The organism is Klenkia soli, assembly GCF_900103975.1.
GTDB lineage: Bacteria > Actinomycetota > Actinomycetes > Mycobacteriales > Geodermatophilaceae > Klenkia > Klenkia soli.
Map to the genome: position 1 here is coordinate 196,510 of NZ_FNIR01000004.1, position 15,275 is coordinate 211,784.

The 15,275-nt window shown below is 73.9% G+C and carries 12 protein-coding genes; 4 read left to right on the plus strand and 8 right to left on the minus strand.

All coding sequences use genetic code 11. From position 1 onward, the window contains the following. Nucleotides 1–7: 7 nt before the first annotated feature. From BLS67_RS23415 to BLS67_RS07750, 4 genes are all read right to left on the minus strand, one after another. Nucleotides 8–1,291 carry a coiled-coil domain-containing protein gene (locus tag BLS67_RS23415; RefSeq protein ID WP_091242531.1) on the minus strand — a complete coding sequence of 428 codons (1,284 nt, stop codon included), beginning with the start codon at nucleotides 1,289–1,291 and terminating at the stop codon, nucleotides 8–10. 61 nt (nucleotides 1,292–1,352) lie between these two features. Continuing rightward, on the minus strand, nucleotides 1,353–2,684 hold the full coding sequence (gene ccrA, locus BLS67_RS07740; protein WP_091242534.1) for a crotonyl-CoA carboxylase/reductase: 1,332 nt from the start codon (nucleotides 2,682–2,684) through the stop codon (nucleotides 1,353–1,355). Nucleotides 2,685–2,752: 68 nt separating this feature from the next. After that, entirely contained in the window at nucleotides 2,753–3,202 is a 450-nt protein-coding gene (gene mce / locus BLS67_RS07745) for a methylmalonyl-CoA epimerase (RefSeq protein ID WP_091242536.1), read from the minus strand. Nucleotides 3,203–3,321: 119 nt separating this feature from the next. After that, nucleotides 3,322–4,176, minus strand: coding sequence for an alpha/beta fold hydrolase (locus BLS67_RS07750; protein ID WP_091242539.1), 855 nt, complete (start codon nucleotides 4,174–4,176; stop codon nucleotides 3,322–3,324). 196 nt (nucleotides 4,177–4,372) lie between these two features. Here BLS67_RS07750 and BLS67_RS07755 point away from each other — a divergent pair, with 196 nt between their 5' ends. The 3 genes from BLS67_RS07755 to BLS67_RS07765 are packed head-to-tail and all read left to right on the plus strand — an operon-like array spanning nucleotide 4,373 to nucleotide 8,028. After that, nucleotides 4,373–5,578 carry an acetyl-CoA C-acetyltransferase gene (locus tag BLS67_RS07755; protein WP_091242543.1) on the plus strand — a complete coding sequence of 402 codons (1,206 nt, stop codon included), beginning with the start codon at nucleotides 4,373–4,375 and terminating at the stop codon, nucleotides 5,576–5,578. Nucleotide 5,579: 1 nt separating this feature from the next. Further along, nucleotides 5,580–6,530 carry a methylmalonyl Co-A mutase-associated GTPase MeaB gene (gene meaB, locus BLS67_RS07760; RefSeq protein WP_091242547.1) on the plus strand — a complete coding sequence of 317 codons (951 nt, stop codon included), beginning with the start codon at nucleotides 5,580–5,582 and terminating at the stop codon, nucleotides 6,528–6,530. Nucleotides 6,531–6,555: 25 nt separating this feature from the next. Beyond that, nucleotides 6,556–8,028, plus strand: a complete 1,473-nt coding sequence (locus tag BLS67_RS07765; protein WP_091242551.1) for a phytoene desaturase family protein — start codon at nucleotides 6,556–6,558, stop codon at nucleotides 8,026–8,028. A 66-nt stretch (nucleotides 8,029–8,094) separates the two neighbouring features. Here BLS67_RS07765 and BLS67_RS07770 read toward each other — a convergent pair whose 3' ends face one another. Further along, nucleotides 8,095–8,973, minus strand: coding sequence for an endonuclease domain-containing protein (locus BLS67_RS07770; RefSeq protein WP_091242555.1), 879 nt, complete (start codon nucleotides 8,971–8,973; stop codon nucleotides 8,095–8,097). A 201-nt stretch (nucleotides 8,974–9,174) separates the two neighbouring features. Continuing rightward, nucleotides 9,175–9,699 carry a C40 family peptidase gene (locus tag BLS67_RS07775; RefSeq protein ID WP_091242558.1) on the minus strand — a complete coding sequence of 175 codons (525 nt, stop codon included), beginning with the start codon at nucleotides 9,697–9,699 and terminating at the stop codon, nucleotides 9,175–9,177. A 329-nt stretch (nucleotides 9,700–10,028) separates the two neighbouring features. Between BLS67_RS07775 and BLS67_RS07780 the strand changes: the two genes are divergently transcribed. After that, nucleotides 10,029–11,012 (plus strand): tetratricopeptide repeat protein, encoded by a 984-nt coding sequence (locus BLS67_RS07780; RefSeq protein ID WP_091243126.1) that lies wholly within the window; start codon nucleotides 10,029–10,031, stop codon nucleotides 11,010–11,012. Nucleotides 11,013–11,023: 11 nt separating this feature from the next. On the opposite strand, the gene BLS67_RS07785 is transcribed toward BLS67_RS07780, so the two are convergent. After that, nucleotides 11,024–12,436: a neutral zinc metallopeptidase gene (locus BLS67_RS07785; RefSeq protein ID WP_091242561.1), complete on the minus strand. Its 1,413-nt coding sequence runs from the start codon at nucleotides 12,434–12,436 to the stop codon at nucleotides 11,024–11,026. Between the two features lie 124 nt (nucleotides 12,437–12,560). Continuing rightward, nucleotides 12,561–15,245, minus strand: a complete 2,685-nt coding sequence (gene glgB / locus BLS67_RS07790; protein WP_091242564.1) for a 1,4-alpha-glucan branching protein GlgB — start codon at nucleotides 15,243–15,245, stop codon at nucleotides 12,561–12,563. Between the last annotated feature and the right edge of the window lie 30 nt (nucleotides 15,246–15,275).

Sequence of the window (15,275 nt, forward strand, 5' to 3'; positions counted from 1 at the left end):
ACCGGGGTCAGGACCGGCGGTCGTCCCCGGACTGCGCGGGCTGGCTGCCGGTGGGCACCGACCGGACGGCGGGCTGCACCGCGGTGGCCGGGCCGTCGGCCGCCGGCTTCGGGCTGGTCTCCGGCCCGGCCCCGGCCGGCCGGGTGCTCGGCTGCTGGGGGCCGGACTGCTGGGGGCCAGACTGCTGGGCCGGCGCCGGGCGCTGCACCGGAGGACGGTTGGGCAGCGCCGGTGCAGGGCCCGAGCCGGCGGGCCGGGCCGGCGCCTCGGGGCGGGCGGGGGCCGGCTGGGCGACGGCCGGGGCCTGCTTCGCCGGGGCGCCGTCGGACGGCGCAGGGGTGGTCGGCGGAGCGGCGGCGGACCGCGGGGCAGGGGCGGCGCTCGAGGAGCCGGCACCCGAGGCGCTGGCCCCGGTCGCGGCGGGCCTGTCCGTGCCCTCGTCGGTGCCCCTGTCCGCAGCCTTCTCGGTGCCCTTCTCGGCGGCTGCGGGCGCGTCGTCCAGACCGGGCAGCCGGCCGAGCAGACTGCGGACCTCGTGCAGGCGGGAGGCCAGCTCGTCGCGGACCCGGCGGATGGCCGCGGCCTCCTCCTCGGCGGCGGCCACGGTGGCGGCGGCCTTCTCCGTGGCGGCGGTGACCCGCTGCTGCGCGGCCTGCACGGACCCCTTCTCGCGCTCGTCCTCCAGCCGGGCGGCCTCACTGCGGCGCGCCCGCTGGGCGATCTCGAAGTCCTCCTCGATCTTGGTCCGCCGGGCCTGCGAGTCGGTGTCGAGCTGGGCCACCCGCTCCTGGGCCTTGGTGACCAGCTCGTCGGCGCGGGCCTGGGCCTTGGCGCCGATCTGCTCGGCCTCGTGGCGGGCCTCGGCGAGCACCCGCTCGGCCTCGGCGCCGGCCTGCGCCTGGCGCTGGACGGAGGCGTTCTCCTCGGCGGTGATCCGCTCGCGGACGGCGTCGGCCTCCTCGGCGGCGCGACGACGCACCTCGGCGGCCTCCTCCTCGGCCAGCCGGAGCATGTGCGAGATGCGCTCGCCCATGTTCTCGAAGGTGGGCGCCCCGGCCGAGGCGGCCTTGCGGCGCAGGCCCTCGATCTCCTGGTGCAGGGCCGACAGCTGCGCGGCGAGGTCCGCGGACCGGGTCGCCGCGGCGTCGCGGTCGGCCATGGTGACCCGCAGATCTGCGTCCAGACGCTCGATCGCCTCGGCCACCTGGTCGCGGTGGTACCCCTTGCGGACCACCTCGAAGGAGTACGTGGCCTCGCGGAGCGGGAGCAGTTCGGAGTGGGGGTCGCTCATGGGTCCATCCTTCCAGAACCGGCGGACCGGCTCGTGCGTGACGAGCCGGTCCGCAGCAGTCTCACAGCCCGCGGAACCGGTTGATCGCCTCGAGGTGCTGCTCGCGCTTGGCGGTGTCGCGGACCCCGAGACCCTCCTCGGGGGCCAGGGTGAGCACGCCGACCTTGCCCTGGTGGGTGTTGGTCTGGACGTCGCGGGCGGCCTGCCCGACGTCCTCCATGCCGTAGACCTTCGACAGGGTCGGGTGGATGAGCCCCTTGTCGATGAGCCGGTTGGCCTCGTAGGCCTCCTTGTAGTTCGCGAAGTGCGAGCTCAGGATCTTCTTCAGGTTCATCCAGAGGTACCGGTTGTCGTACTGGTGCATGTAGCCCGAGGTCGAGGCGCAGGTGACGATCGTGCCGCCCTTCTTCGCGACGTAGACGCTCGCGCCGAAGGTCTCCCGGCCCGGGTGCTCGAAGACGATGTCGATGTCCTCGCCGCCGGTGAGCTCGCGGATCTTCTTGCCGAACCGCTGCCACTCCTTGGGGTCCTGGGTGTTCTCGTCCTTCCAGAACCGGTAGCCCTCGGCGGAGCGGTCGATGACCAGCTCGGCGCCCATCCTCCGCACGATCTCGGCCTTCTCGGGGCTGGAGACCACGCAGACGGGGATGGCGCCGCCGTTGAGGGCCATCTGGGTGGCGTAGGAGCCCAGGCCGCCCGAGGCGCCCCAGATGAGGACGGTGTCGCCCTGCTTCATGTTCGCGCCGTTCTTGCTGACCAGCTGGCGGTAGGCCGTCGCGTTGACCAGGCCCGGCGCGGCGGCCTCCTCCCACGTCAGGTGGGCCGGCTTGGGCAGCAGCTGGTTGCTCTTGACCAGCGCCAGCTCGGCCAGGCCGCCGAAGTTGGTCTCGAAGCCCCAGATGCGCTGCTGCGGGTCCATCATCGTGTCGTCGTGGCCGGCCGGGTCCTCGAGCTCGACCGAGAGGCAGTGGGCGACGACCTCGTCGCCGGCCTTCCACTTGTTCACCCCGGGTCCGACGGCCAGCACCACGCCGGCCAGGTCGGAGCCCACCACGTGGTAGGGCAGGTCGTGCCGCTTCGTGTACTCGGACAGCCGGCCGTAGCGCTCCAGGAACCCGAAGGTGCTCACCGGCTCGAAGATCGACGTCCAGACGGTGTTGTAGTTCACCGACGACGCCATCACCGCGACGATCGCCTCACCGGGGCCCAGCTCCGGGGTGGGCACCTCCTCGACGTGCAGGCTCTTGCGGGGGTCCTTGTCCTTGGTGGCCAGGCCCTCGAACATGTCCTGCTCGTCCTTGCGCACCAGCACCGCGCGGTAGGACCCGGGCACGCCCAGCCCTCCGATGTCGCTGAGCTGGTCGGACAGGATGGCGTCCCTGATCTCGTTCACGCTGTGCTCCCGGGTCGTCGTTGGCTCGGTAGTGCGGCTGTGGATGTTACTGGCGAGTAGCCCAGAAGTCAGTGCGATGTGGCCGGTTCCACGAGTTCCACCAGGACACCGCCGGCGTCCTTGGGGTGCACGAAGTTGACCCGGCTGCCGGCGGTGCCGCGGCGGGGCTCGTCGTAGAGCAGCCGGAGGCCGCGCTCGCGCAGCGTCGCGCTGACCGCCTCGACGTCGGTGACCCGGAAGGCCAGCTGCTGCAGGCCCGGGCCCGACCGGCCGATGAACTTCGCGATCGTGGACTCCGGGGTCAGCGGGGCCAGCAGCTGGATCCGGGTGTCGCCCGACCCGACGGCGAGCATCGCCTCGCGGACGCCCTGGTCCTCGTTGGTCTCCTCGTGCACCGACCGCACCCCGAAGGCCCGGTCGTAGAAGGCGATCGCCTCGTCCAGGTCCGGGACGGCGATCCCGACGTGGTCGATGGTGGTGAACAGCTCGGTGGGCAGTGCGGCTCCGTCGACGCTCATGCGGGCATGTTGCCGTGACCGGCGGTACCGCGCACCTGCCCGACCGGTCGGACCGCAGTGAGCCTGCACACACGACGAGGCCGGCCGTCCCTCGGGGACGGCCGGCCTCGTCGGCGGTGTCAGGAGCCGATGAAGGCGATCAGCTCGCGGTTGAACTGCTCGGCGTGGCTGGCGTTGATGCCGTGCGGGCCGCCCTCGACGACCACGAGCTTCGCGCCCGGGACGGACTCGGCGACGCGCTTCCCGCTGACCTCGAACGGGACGACGGCGTCGCTGTCGCCGTGGATGACCAGCAGCGGGACGGTGATCTTCGCGATGTCGGCCCGGAAGTCGGTCTTCCCGAAGGCGGTGATGCAGTCCAGCGTGCCCTTCGGCGAGGCGAAGTTGGCGATCTGCAGCAGGTAGTCGTACATGCCCTGGCTGACCGAGCCGGTCTTGCCCTTGAGCGCCCCGCCACCGCCGGGGGTCACGAACTCGGTGGTGAAGGTGCGCAGGAAGTCCGGGCGGTCGGTGGTGACGCCGGCCTGGAACTGCTCGATCGTGGCGTCGTCCAGACCGCCGTCGGGGTTGTCGTCGCTCTTGTAGAGGTAGGGCGGGACGGCGGCGGCCAGCACGGCCTTGGCCACCCGCTGGGTGCCGTAGGTCGAGATGTAGCGGACGACCTCGCCGCCGCCCATCGAGAAGCCGACGAGGGTGACGTCGGACAGGTCCAGGTGGGTCAGCAGCTGGTCCAGGTCCGCGGCGAAGGTGTCGTAGTCGTAGCCGCCCCACGGCTGGGAGCTGTCGCCGAAACCGCGGCGGTCGTAGGTGATGACCCGGTGCCCGGCCTCGACCAGCGCGGGGACCTGGGCCTCCCAGGAGCGACCGGACAGCGGCCAGCCGTGGATGAGCACAACCGGTCGGCCGGAGCCGACGTCGGTGTAGTGCAGGTCGATCGGGGCGGAATTCTCGGTGCCGACGGTGAGCCGTGCCATAGGTGCAACCTCCCGTGTCGATGTGCCCGCAGTGGCGGGCCGGTCCTGGATGCCGTGCCCGGTTGTGCGCAACGGAAACCTGGGCCCCGCCCGGTGAACTGCGTCACGGCCCGTCGGCGCCGGGTGCCCCGTCGTCCTAGGCTGGCGGACCGGACGAGGCCGCCAACGAGGGCGGCCGGACCGACTGGAGGACATCGTGAGCCAGCCCGCAGCCCAGAACCGCTCCGTCATCGTCGGCGGCGCCCGCACCCCGATGGGCCGGCTGCTCGGCTCGCTCAAGGACTTCTCGGCCGCCGACCTGGGCGGGGTGGCCATCAAGGGCGCCCTGGAGAAGGCCGGCATCACCGGCGACCAGGTCGACTACGTGATCATGGGTCAGGTCATCCAGGCCGGCGCCGGCCAGAACCCGGCCCGCCCGGCCGCGGTCGCCGGCGGCATCCCGATGACCGTGCCCTCCTTCACCCTGAACAAGGTGTGCCTGTCCGGCCTCGACGCGATCGCGCTGGCCGACCAGCTCATCCGCGCCGGCGAGTTCGAGGTCGTCGTCGCGGGCGGCATGGAGTCGATGACCCAGGCACCGCACCTGCTGCCGACCAGCCGCACCGGCGTGAAGTTCGGCGACACGAAGCTGGTCGACTCGATGAACCACGACGGGCTGACCGACACCTTCGACCAGGTCGCCATGGGTCTGCTGACCGAGCAGGCCAACAGCCGCTACGAGCTGACCCGCGAGGACCAGGACGCCTTCGCCGCCGCCAGCCACCAGCGGGCCGCTGCCGCGCACAAGAACGGCCTGTTCGACGACGAGATCGTCACCGTCTCCATCCCGCAGCGGAAGGGCGACCCGATCGAGTTCCGCGAGGACGAGGGCATCCGGGCCGACACGACCACGGAGTCCCTCGGCAAGCTCAAGCCGGCCTTCAGCAAGGACGGCACGATCACCGCCGGCACCGCCTCGCAGATCTCCGACGGCGCCGCCGCCGTCGTGGTCATGAGCGCGGCGAAGGCCGCCGAGCTCGGGCTGACCGTGCTGGCCGAGATCGGCGCGCACGGCGTCGTCGCCGGCCCGGACGCCACGCTGCAGCAGCAGCCCTCGCGGGCGATCGCCGCGGCCTGCGCACGCGAGGGCATCGACCCGACCGACCTGGACCTGGTCGAGATCAACGAGGCCTTCGCGGCGGTGGGCATCGTGTCCACCCGCGAGCTGGGCCTGGACCCCGAGAAGGTCAACGTGAACGGCGGCGCGATCGCCCTGGGTCACCCGGTCGGCATGAGCGGGGCCCGCATCGTGCTGCACCTGGCGCTGGAGCTGGGCCGCCGCGGTGGCGGGGTCGGTGCGGCCGCGCTGTGCGGTGGCGGTGGTCAGGGCGACGCCCTGGTCGTGCACGTCCCCGCTGCCTGAGATGGGACGCCGTTCCCCGGACGTCGGCGCCCTGGTCGCCGGCGCCCGGGACGGCGACCCCCGCTCGGTCGCCCGGCTGATCTCGCTGGTCGAGCAGGAGAGCCCGGCCCTGCGCGAGGTGGCGGCGGCGCTGGCCCCGCACACCGGCCGCGCGCAGGTGCTGGGCATCACCGGATCGCCCGGGGTCGGCAAGTCGACGACGACCACCGCGCTGGTCAGCGGGCTGCGCGCCCGCGACCTGCGGGTGGGGGTGCTGGCGGTCGACCCGTCGTCCCCGTTCTCCGGGGGCGCGTTGCTGGGCGACCGGGTGCGCATGGGCGCGCACGCCGACGACCCCGGGGTCTACATCCGGTCGATGGCCTCACGGGGCCACCTGGGCGGGCTCTCCTGGGCCACGCCGCAGGCACTGCGGGTGCTCGACGGCGCCGGCTGCGACGTCGTCGTGGTCGAGACGGTCGGGGTGGGCCAGTCGGAGCTGGAGGTGGCCTCGCTGGCCGACACCACGCTGGTGCTGGTTGCGCCGGGCATGGGCGACGGCATCCAGGCGGCGAAGGCCGGCATCCTCGAGGTGGCCGACGTCTTCGTGGTGAACAAGGCAGACCGCGAGGGGGCCGACCGCACCGCCCGCGAGCTGCGCGCCATGCTGACGATGGCCGCCGACAGCGGGTGGCGGCCGCCGGTCGTGCGCACCGTGGCGTCGGCCGGCGAGGGCATCGACGAGGTCCTGACCCGGGTCGGCGAGCACCGGGACTGGCTGGCGTCGTCCGGTGAGGGCACCCGCCGCCGGCGCGTGCGCGCCGCCCGGGAGATCGAGGCCATCGCGGTCGGCGAGCTCCGCCGCCGCATGGGGGACGTCGGGGGCGCCGCGGCGATCGACGCGCTGGCCGACCGGGTCGTGGCGGGGGAGTGCGACCCCTACGCGGCGGCCGACGAGCTCGTCGGGCGGCTGTGAGGGCCGGCAGGGGAGACTGGCCGGCATGAGCTCCCAGCCTGATGCCGTCGTCGTCGGGGCCGGACCGAACGGGCTCGCCGCCGCGCTGCGGTTGTCGGCCGCGGGCCTGCGGGTGCAGGTCGTCGAGCGGGCCGAGCGGGCCGGCGGCGGCATGCGCACCGAGGAGGTCACCCTCCCGGGCTTCGCCCACGACATCTGCTCGGCCGTGCACCCCATGGGGGTCGCCTCGCCGTTCTTCCGCGAGTTCGACTGGGCGTCGCGCGGGGTGCGCATGCTGCACCCCGAGGTGGCCTACGCCCACCCGCTGGACGGCGGCGACGCCGCGGTCGCGTACCGGTCGCTCGAGCAGACCGCCGCGGGCCTGGGCTCCGACGCCGCGGCCTACCGGGCGCTGTTCGGCCAGCTGGTCGAGCACGGGGACGACGTCATCGACTTCTTCCTGTCCTCGGCGTTCCGCCGGCTGCCCACCCGCAGCATCCCGGCGATCACCCGCTTCGCGCTGAACGCGCTGCCGAACGTCCGCTGGCTGGCGCACAAGGCCTTCGACGGCGAGCCGGCCCGCGCGCTGATCGGCGGGGCGGCCGCGCACGGCATGCTCGACCTCACCCGCCCGCTCACCGCCGGGCTGGGCATGGTGCTGTCGATGCTGGCCCACCACCGCGGCTGGCCGCTGCCCGAGGGCGGCACCCAGCGGATGGCCGACGCGATGGTGACCGCGCTCGAGCAGCAGGGCGGCTCGGTGGAGTACGGCCACGAGGTCACCGACCTGCGCGAGTTCGACGGCGTCCCGGCGGTGCTGCTGGACACCTCGCCCGACGCGTTCGTGCAGATGGCCGGTGACCGGCTGACCGGCGGCTACGCGCGCTGGGTGAACCGCTACAAGCACGGGCCCGGGGTGTTCAAGATCGACTGGGCGCTGTCGGACCCGGTGCCGTGGACCAACGCCGACGTCCGCCGGGCCGGCACGGTGCACGTGGCCGGCACGCTGGCCGAGACCATCGCCGGCGAGGCCGCGCCGGCCGCCGGGCGGCTCACCGACCAGCCCTACGTGCTGGCCGTCCAGCCCACCGTCGTGGACCCGACCCGGGCGCCCGAGGGCAAGCACGTCTTCTGGGCCTACGTGCACGTGCCGCACGGCTCGACGGTCGACATGACGACCCAGATCGAGGCGCAGGTCGAGCGATTCGCGCCGGGCTTCCGGGACACGATCCTGGCCCGGGCGACCAAGACCGCGCCGCAGATGCAGCAGTGGAACCCGAACAACGTGGGCGGCGACATCTCCAACGGCGAGGCATCCCTGCTGCAGATGCTCGCCCGCCCGGTGCCGCGCTGGAACACCTACTCCACGCCGATGGACCACGTGTTCCTGGCCTCGGCGGCCACCCCGCCCGGCCCGGCCGTGCACGGCATGTGCGGCGACAACGCCGCGCGGGTGGCGCTCCGGAAGGTCTTCGGCCTGCGGGAAGTCCCCCCGCTCCGCCCGGCCCCGCCGTCCTGACCCTGGCCTGACACCCCGCTGGATGTGACATCCAGCGGGGTCGGCCGGCCGGGACACGACGGGATGTCACATCGAGCGGGCCAGCTCGGCGGCCACTCGGGCCACCAGCGCGCTCGGGTTCCGGAGGTCCTCGGCGGTCACGAACACGACCCGCCAGCCGGCGGCGGTGAGCCGGTTGAGCCGGGTGCGGTCGCGGGCGAACTGGCCGGGCTCGCCGTGCCAGCGGCCGTCGTACTCGACCGCGACCTTCCGGTCGGGCCAGGCGAAGTCGACCCGGGCGATCTCCCGGCCGTCGTGGACCACGCGGAACTGGGCCACCGGGGTCGGGAGGCGCGACCGGTGCAGCAGCAGCCGGACGACGGTCTCCATCGGCGACTCGGCGAGCCCGTCGGCCAGCCGCACCACCGCCTCGGCCCGACGAGCTCCGCGCGTCCGGTCGGCGACAGCGGCGACGAGCAGCTCGTCGTGGCTGAGGGGGACCGCGCCCAGGAACCGGTCGACGAGGGCGACGGCGTCGTCCCGCGGGGCGCACCCGGCGAGGTCGAGGGCGGTACGGGCCAGGTCGGTCACCGCGGCGTCCCCGCGCAGGACGACGTCGGCAGCGGGGAGCACCCGGCGGCGTGCTCGGACGCCGTCCACCCGCCCTGCGGTGCACGCGGGCGGCAAGGTCACCTCGACGTCGTCCCGGGGCTCGGCCAGCGGGACCCCCCACACCACCGCTGCGCTGCGACCGGACACGACGGCCGACGGCAGGAGCAGCCGGACGGCGGTGATCCGGGCGCGGTGGTCGAGCACGACGTCGGGGCCGGCGTAGACGTCGCGGGCCAGGGAGGTGAAGGCGTGCGAGCGCAGCTGCCCGGCTGTCACCTGGCCGTCCCGGATCGCCGTCGACCCGCGGAAGACGACGGCGCGGAGCTCCGGCGGGCAGCGGGGGACGGGCGGCACGGGTGCAGGGTGCCGCAGCCCGAGGGCCGGACACCGAGTTGTCCACAGGCCGGGAGGGCACCCAGGCGCTCCCTGGGCCGTGCCCTGCGGACCGACCCCGGCCGCTGGATGTGACATCCAGCAGTGTCCGCACGCCCCGACCCCGCTGGATGTGACATCCAGCGGGGTCGGGGCCGGGGCCGGGGCCGGGGATGGACCGGGTCAGGCGACGCGGGAGGCGCCGGCGTAGCCGGGCATGTCCACGCTGCTGACGACCACGCCGGTGTCCGAGTTCAGCGCGTTCACCATCTGGCCGTCGCCGATGTAGATGCCCACGTGGCTCACGGGGGAGTAGTAGAAGACCAGGTCGCCGGGCAGCAGGGCCGAGCGGTCGACCGGGGTGCCGACCGTGGCCTGGTCGGCGCTGCGGCGGGGGAGCTCGACGCCGGCCGCGGCGTAGGCCTGGGTGGTGAGGCCCGAGCAGTCGTAGGCGTCGGGGCCATTGCCGCCGTAGGCGTAGGCCTTGCCGACCTGGGCCATGGCGTGGTCGACGGCGACCTGGGTGGCCGGGGTCGGGGCCACGATGCCCGATGAGGGCGCGGCAGGTGCCGTGACGGCCGCGGGGGCGGCGGACGCCGTCCCGACGGCGCCGGGGAGGACCCCGACGGCCAGGGTGGCGGCGACACCGGTGAACATCGCCTGGCCGGTACGGCGCAGACGGGTGGAGCGGGTGGAGGCGAGGGCCATGGAGGAGCGGGCCGTCCTTTCGCGGTTCGCCCGCCGGGCATCGTCCCCGGACCTCGACGCGCACGGACGGCGGTCGGGCGGGGCGGTCGTGGGGCAGTTGCGCTCCGGCGCATCCTGGATCCCGCGCGCCGCGCTGGCGGCCGACGGGGGAACTGCCCGCTGCGGACCTCGTGCTGGTCCCGGCGGTGCCCGGCGGGTGGTCGACCCGACCGGGCGGCGACCACCGTAGGCAGGGGGCGGGGGCTGGTCGCAACCGGTCGTGAGAATGCTCACCCGGCGCTCGACGGCTCGCCAGGAGCCCGGCGCCCGGCGGTGGGACGATGGTCGCCATGCAGCCGAACCGCCCCGCTCGACCCGGTCAGCCCACCGATCCGCGCGCCGCCGCGCAGCAGGCCCAGCTGGCCGCCTCGTTGGCCGGCGCGGTCGACCTGGCCGCGGTCAAGGCCCGCTCGGACGCCGCTGCCCGGGCCGCTGCGGCACCGCCGCCCGCGCCCGGTGCGCCGGCCGGTGCGCCCGGTGGCACCGTGGTGGACGTCGACGAGGCCACCTTCCAGACCGAGGTCATCGACCGGTCGTTCCAGGTGCCGGTCGTGCTCGACCTGTGGGCCGAGTGGTGCGGGCCCTGCAAGCAGCTGTCGCCGGTGCTGGAGAAGCTCGCCGCCGAGGGCGGCGGCGCGTGGGTGCTGGCCAAGGTCGACGTCGACGCCAACCCGAACCTGGCGCAGGGCCTGCGCGTGCAGGGCATCCCGGCGGTCAAGGCGGTGTGGCAGGGCCAGCTGGTCGCCGAGTTCAGCGGCGCCATCCCCGAGGAGCAGGCCCGGCAGTTCGTCACGGAGCTGGTCGGCGCCACCACCGGTGGCGGGCTGCCCGAGGGTGCCGAGGGGGCCGAGCCGGCCGAGCCCGAGGACCCGCGCCTGGACGCCGCCGAGGCCGCGCTGGACGCCGGTGACCTGGCCGGCGCCGAGGCGGCCTACCAGCAGATCCTCGACGCCGAGCCCACCCACCCGGTCGCCTCGGTGGCCATCAAGCAGGTGCAGTTGTTCCGCCGCGCCGAGGCCGCCGGCCCGAACGCGCTGGTCGAGGCCGACGCCGCCCCCGACGACGTCGCGGCGCAGACCCGGGCCGCCGACTTCCTGCTGGGCACCGGGGACATCGACGGCGCCTTCGCCCGGCTGCTGGACGTCGTCCGCCGCACCGCCGGTGAGGACCGGGACGCCGCGCGGGTGCACCTGGTCGAGCTGTTCGGCGTGGTCGGCGACGACGACCCGCGGGTCGGCGCCGCCCGCCGCCAGCTCTCGGCCGCCCTCTTCTAGCCCCCTGCGGGCTAGGCCTGCAGCCCGCAGGCGGTGAGGCCGTAGAGGTAGCCCTGGCGGAAGACGTCGACCAGCTGGAAGCCGGAGAGCCCGACGTCGGGGAACACGGTCGGGTCCTTGCCGTAGGCCAGCAGGAACTGCACCGCCTCGTCGAAGTCGCCGGGGGAGAGCGCGATGGAGGTGACCTCCCCGTTGAGGGCGGCGCCCGAGAAGGCGCCGGCCTGGCAGGTGGCCGACCGGATGGCGTCCTCGTCGTCGGTGGACAGGCCCAGCTGGTCGCGAGCGGCGATGCCGTAGGGGATGGCCACGGCGGTGAGCACCGCGTAGTCGCCGATGTCCCGGTAGGCGGGCTCCGCCAGGTCCGTCTGGTCGTAGTAGACGATGTCCCCGTCCGGGCAGAAGCCGGCGTTGGTGTCGGTGTTCATCCCGGCGCAGGACGGCGCAGTGCCGTCGAAGGGCTCGATCGTGGGCTCGGTGAAATCGGTGCCCAGGTCCGAGGGGAACGAGTCCGCGTAGTACTCGGGCAGCGCGCTCTCGATCACCGCGGCGATCTCGTCGGGCGGCGCGTTCCCGGTGCCGCCCTCGGCCAGCTCCTCGTCGGTGAACTCGGCCTGCGTGAAGCGCCGGTCGGACTCGTAGTTGTCCCGGCAGGCCGCCGCCCCGCCGTCGAAGCCGTCCTGGATGGCCGAGACCCGGTCGAAGTAGGAGCCGTGGGCCTGCTCGGCGGCGGGGTCGGTGCCCGGCGGGTCGCGGACCACGTAGTACCCGGCCAGCAGGTCGTCGAGCTCGGGGGCACGGATGGTCTCGTGGCTGGCGTTGCCGTCGGCCACCCAGCGGGTCCAGGCGCCGGCGAAGCAGTCGGCCTGGGTCTCGGTGTTGATCGACGTGTCGTCGGCCGGGTAGCCGACCCGCCCCTGAACGGCGTGGCCGAACTCGTGGGCCATGATCAGCGCCGGCAGGAACCGGCCGAACTGGTCGCCGAGCTCCTGCAGGAAGGCCCGGTCGTAGCTGATGGAGTCCTCGTTCGAGGTGCCGCTGTCGGGTGGGCAGTAGAAGGCGTTCTGCTCCACCTCCTCGGGGGCGGAGCTGCAGCCGATCTCTCCGTCGGGGTACTGCGACTCGTCGACGTCACCCGGGTCGACGGAGAAGTAGCCACCGGTCAGCGCCGGGAAGTCCTCGCCGTACACCTCGGGGAACGTCTGGGCCCAGAAGTCGTTGAGGTCGGCCAGCGAGTTGCGGGCGGTGACGTCGGCCTCGGTCTCGGCCGCCCCGGTGATGGGGAAGTCCGCCGGCGCGACGTCGGTGATCGGCGGCTCGGCCGACGACGCCCGGCCCGGCACCAGGGTCGTGCCGCAGCCGGTGAGCAGCAGCGCCGCGGACACGATGCCGGCGACCACGGCCACCGGGCGGGACGTCACGGTCATGGGTTCCCGTTCTCGTCGGTCCGGGACGGGCTCCGGACGGCCGTCACATCATGGCCGACGCGCTGCCCGGGCGCGACGAGCCCCGGTGCGGACCACCTCGGGTGGGTGGTCCGCACCGCAGGGCTCAGCCCTCGTGCAGGAACCAGGTGGTGGCCAGCGGAGGCACGCTGACCATGGCCGAGAAGGGCTGGCCGTGCCACGGCTCGGGGACGGCGTCGATGCCCCCCAGGTTGCCGACGCCGGAACCGCCGTAGGCCTCGGCGTCGGTGTTGAGCACCTCGCGCCAGCGGCCACCGCGGGGCAGCCCGATGCGGTAGCCGGAGTGCGGGGTGCCGGCGAAGTTGGCGACGCAGGCCAGCGCCTGGCCGCCCTTGCCGTAGCGCAGGAAGCTCAGCACGTTGCCCGCGGCGTCGTTGGCGTCGATCCACTGGAAACCGGCGGGGTCGACGTCCTGGCTCCAGAGCGCCTCGTTCTCCTTGTACCGGCCGTTGAGGTCGGCGACCAGGGAGAGCACCCCGCGGTGCGCGGGGTCGTCGAGGTGCCACCAGTCCAGCGAGCGGGAGTCGGCCCACTCGCCGTCCTGGGCGAACTCCTGGCCCATGAACAGCAGCTGCTTGCCGGGGTGGGCCCACATGTAGGCCAGGTAGGCACGCACGTTGGCCAGCTGCTGCCAGCGGTCGCCGGGCATCTTGCGCAGCAGCGAGCCCTTGCCGTAGACGACCTCGTCGTGGCTGATGGGCAGCACGTAGTTCTCGCTGTAGGCGTAGACCAGGGAGAACGTCAGCTGGTTGTGGTGGTAGACCCGGTGCACCGGCTGCTTCTCGACGTAGCCGAGCGAGTCGTGCATCCAGCCCATGTTCCACTTGAAGCCGAAGCCCAGGCCGCCCAGGTAGGTGGGCCGGGTGACGCCCGGCCACGCGGTCGACTCCTCGGCGATGGTCATCACGCCGGGCACCTCGCGGTAGACGGTCGCGTTCATCTCCTGCAGGAACGCCACGGCCTCGAGGTTCTCCCGCCCGCCGTGCACGTTCGGCGTCCACTCGCCCTCCTTGCGGGAGTAGTCGAGGTAGAGCATCGAGGCGACGGCGTCGACCCGCAGGCCGTCGACGTGGAACTCCTTGCACCAGTACAGGGCGTTGGCGACCAGGAAGTTGCGCACCTCGGAGCGGCCGAAGTCGAAGACGAACGTGCCCCAGTCCATCTGCTCGCCGCGCTGGGGGTCGCCGTGCTCGTAGAGCGCGGTGCCGTCGAAGCGGCCCAGCGACCAGGCGTCCTTGGGGAAGTGCGCCGGCACCCAGTCGATGAGGACGCCGAGGCCGGCCTGGTGGGCCTTGTCGACCAGGTAGCGGAAGTCGTCGGGCACGCCGAAGCGGGCCGACGGCGCGAAGTAGCCGCTGACCTGGTAGCCCCACGAGCCGCCGAAGGGGTGCTCGGCGACCGGCATGAACTCCAGGTGGGTGAACCCGGCGTAGGTGGCGTACTCGACCAGCTCGTCGGCCAGCTGCCGGTAGGACAGCCCCTGCTTCCAGGACCCGACGTGCACCTCGTAGGCGCTGACCGGCCGCTCGTGCCAGTTGCCCAGCGCCCGGTCGGCCAGCCACTCGTCGTCGGCCCACTCGTAGGTGGACTGCGTGATGACGCTGGCGTTCAGCGGGGGCACCTCGGTGGCGAAGGCCATCGGGTCGCTCTTCTCCCGCCACTGGCCGTCGGCGCCCAGCACGTGGAAGCGGTACCGCTGCCCCACCTCGGCGCCGGGCACGAACAGCTCCCAGACGCCGGAGGACCCCAGCGAGCGCATCGGCAGCGCGCGGGCCTGCCACCAGTCGAAGTCGCCGGTGACCTTCACCCCGCGGGCGTTGGGGGCCCACACGGCGAACGAGACACCGGTGACGGTGCCGCCGGGGGTGTCGTAGCTGCGCACGTGCGCACCGAGCACCTCCCACAGGCGCTCGTGCCGGCCCTCGCGGATCAGGTGCTGGTCGACCTCGCCGAGGGTGGGCAGCCACCGGTACGGGTCGTCGGCCAGCACGGTGTTCGTGCCGCCCTGGCCGTCGCCGTAGACGACCTCGACCCGGTAGTCGCCGGGCTGCTGGGGCAGCGTGGCCTCGTAGACCCCGCCGCCGTGCAGCTGGGTGGCGTCGTACCGGCTGCCGTCCTGGTCGACCACGCTGACCGACACGGCGTCCGGGCGCAGGGTGCGCACCGCCCAGCCGTCGCCGACCGGGTGCGCCCCGAGGATGCCGTGCGGGTCGTGCGACCAGCCCTCGACGACCGCCCGCACCGCCGCGGCGTCGACCGGGGCGCCCTCGACCACGGCCGGGGCGGTCGGGGCCGCCGCGGAGGCCGAGCGGGTGCGGCCGGGGGACGCGACGCCGGTCAAGCCCGAGAACCCGTGGTCCTCGTCGGCGGGCGTGCTGCCCGGGGCGGGGTCCGCGGTGGGGGACGGCTCCGGGGTGCCGCCGTCGTCGTCCGGGCTGGTGGACGCCGGGCTGATGTCGGAGGTGCGGGCGGGGGAGTCGCCACCGGTGCCGGCCTGGGTGCCGTCCTCGCGGGGCTCGGGGTAGGAGACCTCGGCCGGGTCGTCGTCGGGCGGCTCGGGCTGCGGCGCCGAGGGCGCCGACGGGTTGCCGGGCTCGGCGATCGGGGCCGGGGCGACCACGGGCGTGGCGGTGACGCCGGTGCTGGGCGGGCTGGGGCTGTCCCGCTCGGCCTGCTCGAGCTCGGCCTCGAACGCCTCGGTCTTCTCGGTCACGACCCGTTGGAGGTCGTCGGGGTCGAGGGGGTCGTTCGGCTGGTCCTGGGTCGTCATGGGAGCTCCGTCCTGCCTGCGTGCCCCGGG

Excerpts from the sequence above, each read along its gene's own strand:
- BLS67_RS23415 (WP_091242531.1), bottom strand. The coding sequence starts at position 1,291 with ATGAGCGACCCCCACTCCGAACTGCTCCCGCTCCGCGAGGCCACGTAC.
- mce (WP_091242536.1), bottom strand. The coding sequence starts at position 3,202 with ATGAGCGTCGACGGAGCCGCACTGCCCACCGAGCTGTTCACCACCATC.
- BLS67_RS07750 (WP_091242539.1), bottom strand. The coding sequence starts at position 4,176 with ATGGCACGGCTCACCGTCGGCACCGAGAATTCCGCCCCGATCGACCTG.
- meaB (WP_091242547.1), top strand. The coding sequence starts at position 5,580 with ATGGGACGCCGTTCCCCGGACGTCGGCGCCCTGGTCGCCGGCGCCCGG.
- BLS67_RS07765 (WP_091242551.1), top strand. The coding sequence starts at position 6,556 with ATGAGCTCCCAGCCTGATGCCGTCGTCGTCGGGGCCGGACCGAACGGG.
- BLS67_RS07775 (WP_091242558.1), bottom strand. The coding sequence starts at position 9,699 with ATGGCCCTCGCCTCCACCCGCTCCACCCGTCTGCGCCGTACCGGCCAG.
- BLS67_RS07780 (WP_091243126.1), top strand. The coding sequence starts at position 10,029 with ATGCAGCCGAACCGCCCCGCTCGACCCGGTCAGCCCACCGATCCGCGC.
- BLS67_RS07785 (WP_091242561.1), bottom strand. The coding sequence starts at position 12,436 with ATGACCGTGACGTCCCGCCCGGTGGCCGTGGTCGCCGGCATCGTGTCC.
- glgB (WP_091242564.1), bottom strand. The coding sequence starts at position 15,245 with ATGACGACCCAGGACCAGCCGAACGACCCCCTCGACCCCGACGACCTC.